General features: G+C 43.4%; 6 protein-coding genes and 1 pseudogene. 4 read left to right on the plus strand and 3 right to left on the minus strand.

Translation table 11 applies throughout. The features are described from left to right. Window positions 1–55: 55 nt before the first annotated feature. Window positions 56–607: pseudogene (gene pepT, locus HEN33_RS23835) on the minus strand (tripeptide aminopeptidase PepT); the annotation flags it as partial. 249 nt (window positions 608–856) lie between these two features. On the opposite strand from pepT, the gene potA reads away from it, so the two are divergent. From potA to HEN33_RS23855, 4 genes are all read left to right on the plus strand, one after another. Then, window positions 857–1,993, plus strand: coding sequence for a spermidine/putrescine ABC transporter ATP-binding protein PotA (gene potA / locus HEN33_RS23840; RefSeq protein ID WP_032176207.1), 1,137 nt, complete (start codon window positions 857–859; stop codon window positions 1,991–1,993). Next, window positions 1,977–2,840 carry a spermidine/putrescine ABC transporter permease PotB gene (gene potB, locus HEN33_RS23845; protein WP_000799400.1) on the plus strand — a complete coding sequence of 288 codons (864 nt, stop codon included), beginning with the start codon at window positions 1,977–1,979 and terminating at the stop codon, window positions 2,838–2,840. Before potA ends, potB begins: the two co-directional genes overlap by 17 nt. Before the next feature lie 363 nt (window positions 2,841–3,203). Beyond that, a complete protein-coding gene (gene espK, locus HEN33_RS23850) occupies window positions 3,204–4,565 on the plus strand; it encodes a type III secretion system effector EspK (RefSeq protein ID WP_183083482.1) in 1,362 nt (453 codons plus the stop codon). Between the two features lie 62 nt (window positions 4,566–4,627). Next, window positions 4,628–4,903 carry a secretion protein EspO gene (locus HEN33_RS23855; RefSeq protein ID WP_176262808.1) on the plus strand — a complete coding sequence of 92 codons (276 nt, stop codon included), beginning with the start codon at window positions 4,628–4,630 and terminating at the stop codon, window positions 4,901–4,903. Window positions 4,904–4,982: 79 nt separating this feature from the next. Here HEN33_RS23855 and HEN33_RS23860 read toward each other — a convergent pair whose 3' ends face one another. Together HEN33_RS23860 and HEN33_RS23865 are read right to left on the minus strand one after the other, a co-directional pair. Further along, window positions 4,983–5,963, minus strand: a complete 981-nt coding sequence (locus HEN33_RS23860; protein WP_000950789.1) for an NleB family type III secretion system effector arginine glycosyltransferase — start codon at window positions 5,961–5,963, stop codon at window positions 4,983–4,985. Between the two features lie 176 nt (window positions 5,964–6,139). Further along, window positions 6,140–6,212, minus strand: a 73-nt coding sequence (locus HEN33_RS23865; protein ID WP_001503500.1) for a phage tail fiber C-terminal domain-containing protein, incomplete at its 5' end; no start/stop codon positions are given.

A 6,212-nucleotide genomic window follows, 5' to 3' on the forward strand; every position in this document is an offset into this window, starting at 1 on the left:
CCTGTTTACCTCTTTCTCAGGGAGTTTAGTCTCCAGGATTCCCGGGGCGGTTCACAACATCAAAATGCTTCGCCCCTTTGCCCACTTCTTCATCCGGGGTAAAGGCGACGCGAATATCACCATGCGGAATGTTTTTTTGTTGCAATACCGCCAGCGCGGTCATGATTTCTGCAATACCTGCTTTGTCATCGGCACCTAACAAGGTTTTACCATCGGTGGTAATCAGCGTCTGACCCAGTAGCTGATGCAGCACCGGGAACATAACCGGTGATAAAACTTCATCGCCGATACCCAGCGCAATATCGCCACCGCGATAGTTTTCAACGATTTGCGGATTCACATTTTTGCCGCTGCAATCCGGTGAGGTATCCACATGAGAAATAAAGCCAATCGCGGGGATATCGCCAGGGACGTTAGCCGGTAACGTCGCCATCAACGTGCCCTTCTCACTTAAGGTCACATTGATAAGCCCCATCTCTTCGAGCTGCTCTTTCAGCAGATGCAATAACTTCCATTGGCCTTCCGTGCTGGGAACCTGTCTCACCCCGGCTTTTGATTGGGTATCCAGAGACACGTAGTTCAAAAATCGCTCAAGTAGTTTATCCATGTAGTCACCCTCACTTTTTGTGACAACATTATTAAGAAGCAAGAAAAGACAAATATTGCGTCAGGTCACTTTTACCCCTGCAAGAGGGAATATTTATCAGCATTACCTTAATGAATATAAAGCTAAGCCAGTAATTCACAACAAAGATTGGCGATTCAAGCGGTTTGCCGTAGAATTACCGCCCTCATTAAGAGTCACCAAGGTGGTTAACCACAAACCCCGCATCGGTAAGCCATCCGTTGCGTTTACATGGGACAGAGTAAAAAATTGAATAAACAATCGAGTTCGCTTTCACCGCTGGTGCAATTGGCGGGAATTCGCAAATGCTTTGATGGTAAAGAGGTCATTCCCCAGCTGGATCTGACTATCAACAATGGCGAGTTCCTCACGCTGCTTGGCCCTTCTGGCTGCGGTAAAACAACCGTTCTTCGCCTGATTGCAGGTCTGGAAACTGTTGATTCCGGACGCATCATGCTGGATAACGAGGACATCACCCACGTTCCGGCGGAAAACCGCTATGTGAACACTGTTTTCCAAAGCTACGCACTTTTCCCCCACATGACCGTGTTCGAAAATGTGGCCTTTGGGTTGCGCATGCAAAAAACCCCCGCTGCTGAAATTACGCCCCGCGTGATGGAAGCCCTGCGGATGGTGCAGCTGGAAACCTTCGCTCAACGCAAACCGCATCAGCTCTCTGGCGGTCAACAGCAACGCGTTGCCATTGCCCGCGCGGTGGTTAACAAGCCTCGTCTGTTGTTGCTGGATGAGTCGCTCTCAGCGCTGGATTACAAACTGCGCAAGCAAATGCAGAACGAGCTGAAAGCGTTACAGCGTAAGCTTGGCATTACATTCGTGTTCGTAACTCACGACCAGGAAGAAGCACTTACCATGTCGGACAGGATTGTGGTGATGCGCGATGGTCGCATTGAGCAAGACGGCACGCCGCGTGAAATCTACGAAGAGCCGAAAAACCTGTTTGTTGCTGGGTTTATCGGTGAAATCAATATGTTTAATGCCACGGTCATCGAACGTCTCGACGAGCAGCGCGTACGCGCCAACGTTGAAGGCCGCGAATGTAATATCTACGTTAACTTCGCCGTTGAGCCAGGGCAAAAACTGCATGTTCTGCTACGTCCTGAAGACTTACGCGTTGAAGAGATTAACGACGATAACCACGCTGAAGGCCTGATTGGTTATGTTCGCGAGCGTAACTACAAAGGCATGACGCTGGAGTCGGTTGTTGAACTGGAAAATGGCAAGATGGTGATGGTCAGCGAATTCTTCAATGAAGACGATCCTGACTTTGACCACTCTCTCGACCAAAAAATGGCCATTAATTGGGTAGAAAGCTGGGAGGTCGTACTGGCTGATGAAGAACACAAGTAAGTTCCAGAATGTAGTGATTGTCACTATTGTCGGTTGGCTTGTGTTGTTTGTCTTTCTGCCCAACCTGATGATCATTGGCACCAGCTTTTTGACCCGCGACGACGCCAGTTTCGTCAAAATGGTCTTTACGCTGGATAACTACACGCGTCTGCTCGATCCGCTTTATTTTGAAGTGCTATTGCACTCGCTGAATATGGCGCTGATCGCCACCCTCGCCTGCCTGGTGCTGGGCTACCCGTTTGCCTGGTTTCTGGCGAAGCTGCCACACAAGGTGCGTCCGCTGCTGCTGTTTCTGCTGATTGTTCCGTTCTGGACCAACTCATTGATTCGTATTTACGGGCTGAAAATTTTCCTCAGCACCAAAGGCTATCTCAACGAGTTTTTGCTCTGGCTGGGCGTTATCGATACACCAATTCGCATCATGTTCACGCCTAGTGCGGTGATTATCGGTCTGGTTTACATTCTGCTGCCGTTTATGGTGATGCCGCTGTACTCCAGTATCGAAAAACTGGATAAGCCGTTGCTTGAGGCGGCGCGCGATCTCGGTGCCAGCAAGTTGCAGACCTTTATCCGCATCATTATCCCACTGACGATGCCGGGAATTATTGCCGGATGTCTGCTGGTAATGCTGCCAGCGATGGGCCTGTTCTATGTGTCCGACCTGATGGGCGGTGCGAAAAACCTGCTGATCGGTAACGTCATCAAGGTACAGTTCCTCAATATTCGTGACTGGCCGTTTGGTGCAGCCACCAGCATTACGCTGACTATCGTAATGGGCCTGATGTTGCTGGTTTACTGGCGCGCTTCTCGTCTGCTGAATAAGAAGGCAACAGAAATAGATAATTAGTGCTTTATATTCAAAAGGTTAATAGGAAATTTGGCATGCTTTTTACTGTCTAGTAAACAGCATGCCTCTATCCATAAAATCAAACAGTTGCAATCTAATTTTGGAGAACGTTTTTTCTTCTCCCTTTTAGCAAATCGCTATAAAAAAACAACAAATGGTATAAAAATGAGCAATCCTAATCCATGCATGACGGACTGGAGAAAGTATTCGCAAAAGTTAAAATCAACAGTCTGTTGATTTTGAGATATAACTCTCTTTTCTAATATTGACACCTTGGCTTTGCTGGTTGCTAAAATTAGCTTGTTGATTAGCAGTATGGATAGAACTTACACTGTTATTTACTTCTAAAAATGGAATTTATCAATGCTTCCTACATCGCAATTACGACCGTCCGGGACATTCTACTCCAATTCCGCAGAAACATCAGCAGGCATCAAAAGCGAAATCACACCAACTCAGATAGAAGAAGCGCGGGCCATTGGTCGTTTATATATCAAAGATTGTGATATTGAGTATCTGCCACAGTTACCAAACGAAATAACATCAGTTACAATCGAAAACTGCAACAACCTGACAACCCTTACAGGATTGCCGGTTAATACACAAAACCTCTCCGTCATTAACTGTGAAAAATTACAAATCACAGACATGCCATCAACCGTAAAAAATCTACATATTGAATTAACTGATTCACCATTTATACATTTCATATCTGAAGGCATCGAGTGCCTGACGGTTTGCCACTGCTATATATCTGGAGTGCCAGAGAGTGTCCGCTACCTTGAAATAAAAGGTAGCGCCACAGACAGCATAAAAAATGTTCCAAACGGGTTATCATCTCTCAGCATCAATAGCTATAACCCGGAGAATCAGGCCAGAATTGACAACCTGATATCACCGTCACTGAAGACGCTATCGCTGACTGGATGTAGCAATATTATACTGCCGGAGAAACTTCCGGAGAGTGTGACATCGGTAACCATTCATGCGGAGCAGAAAACCACGTGGAACATCGGTGTTGAAGGGATGCCTGATGGGTTGGATCTTGATTTACAAAATGTACTACTCTCTCCAGATGTAGTTAAAGCAAAAAACATCACCTTTCAGGGCAACGCTCTGGATGTGGCCTTATACTTTCGCGAGGGAGACATTGTCTATGGACTATCTTCACCCAGAGAAAAACTTGTCAACAGCATTAAACTAGTTAACGACTTTTCCAAAAAAGATATTATAACTCAGAATACGTTAACAAACGCAGTATGGGACCCCAGAACACCTCGCAAATATAAGCAAGATCCACTTATCAAAAGAGCATTAAATGAACACGAAAGAGGGATAAAATTTAAACAACACTTAAAGAATCACAATAATTATAATGTTACCATGGCCAACCTTTCCGTATACAATCGCGACAAATTATGGGCAAAAACAAGCAAGGCCGGCCTGGAGTTTCAGACATTAACACGCAATAAAACGGTTATTTTTTGTGCGGATGAACTTGTCAACTCACTCAAACTCATTGCTAACAAGTCAGATGGTTATGGTCAGAGTATTACAGCCAGCGAATTACGATGGATTTATCGCAACAAAGACAACGACCAGATAATGAAAAACATAAAGTTTTACTTGCGTGGGAAAGAGATACCAGCAGAAAAAATATTAGGCGCACCAGAGTGGAAAGACTACAACCCCAAATACTCTGGAGCCACATATAAGTATTCTTAATGATACCTACTCACAACGAAAGAACACAAAACAATATATCGTAGTTCAAAGGACAAAGCACGATGCCATTTTCAATCAAAAACATATTTTCAAATTCAAAAGGAAACTACCCAGAAATATCTGGACCTGTGCAGGACAAGCCAGTATCGAAGAATTGTACACTAACCTCAACAACATGCTCTATGAATGACTACACAGTATTCAGCAGAAAATCCTGCACTTTTGACATGCGTCCACCCGGAGCAGGAGACAGAACCTCAAAACTAAAACTCGCAGCTACTGAGATGACATGGCTATCTAAAACTATAGAAACAGAGATACACAACACAAAAGAATAGCAACCACTTACCAGAGAACACAAAAAGCCACAGACCCGAAACACCTGACTGCAAGCAACCACCTCCATAGGAGGTGGTTTTACCATGAACTTCCTGTGTACTGACTTGTGTTCATAATAATATTTTTGTGTTTAAACTCAATAAAGTCACAAAAATGATTGTAATCATGCAATGTAGTAAAATTAAAATATTTCTTAATTCCTTTTCCTAATCCATCATAATATGGATGAGCATCTACTTTTTTGTGCATAAAAGACAACCCCTCAAGTAAAGCCGGATGATTACTACGATTAACAATTATTGCACCATTTTCAATATTTACACTGTCATTACGACGATCAACATGTACTGCAATTCCATCTGGAGCACGCATTACACCAAGCTTACCTGTAAGCATCATATCCATATCAAGATATATACACCCCTCACCGGATAAAATCCCATGATTCTTTGTGTTATCTGTGCATCTAAAGATTTCTCCTGCCTTCAATAAGGCTAAATTTCTGAAGAAGTCAAACCATGTATGATCTCTCTTCTCTGCATACATATAAATCAAAGAATCCTGCGCATTTGAAATTTTACTCAACTCTTTCTCCAACAGATTCAACAAGTATTCATCTCTTTTGGCTTCAGAGCGTAACTTTTGCTCACATATAATATCATGATAAATATCTGATAGTTTTCTATCATACATGCTGAAATCAACATTTTCCCGATATATTATCATTATATTTTCAAAATCTTGTTCCAGTTTTGAAAAAGCAACCTTTTGGCTGAATGAAAAATCGCCATCAACAAAAACACCTATCATACGCTCACTCTCTATCCTTGCCGTATTCATGACATTATCTAAATAGGGATGCTGCTTAGTATTAACTATTGGAACCTCATCTTTCTTATATTGTTCAGGATTAGGTTCAAACCACTGAAAAAGAATAGGCGTTTTTTCATCAATGACCTTTAACTCATATTCCTTTCCTGCAAAAGAAACCGTTTGACAGGGGGAACTCTGCACTATATTTGCTGAGTTATGGAAAGTTGTCCTTATCGGTGAAAGCATTCGTCGTCCTGTTTATCCATATTTTCTTCACAACTAACTCTTTAATCTATTAATTATATTGGCATACTCAACCACAAAACCTCCAGCAGTTTTGCCACCTTTGGTTTCCTAACAAACATCACCATGACATGACAACAAAAACCGGAGCCGGACTCCGGTTTTTGTGAAGCTGTCGGCTATTTCATTCCGCCAATATTTTCCCACGTCCCGTCAGCACGCAGGATTTGCAGCGGTCTTACCACACACTGT

It is taken from the genome of Escherichia sp. 94.0001, from assembly GCF_013369155.2.
GTDB lineage: Bacteria > Pseudomonadota > Gammaproteobacteria > Enterobacterales > Enterobacteriaceae > Escherichia > Escherichia coli_F.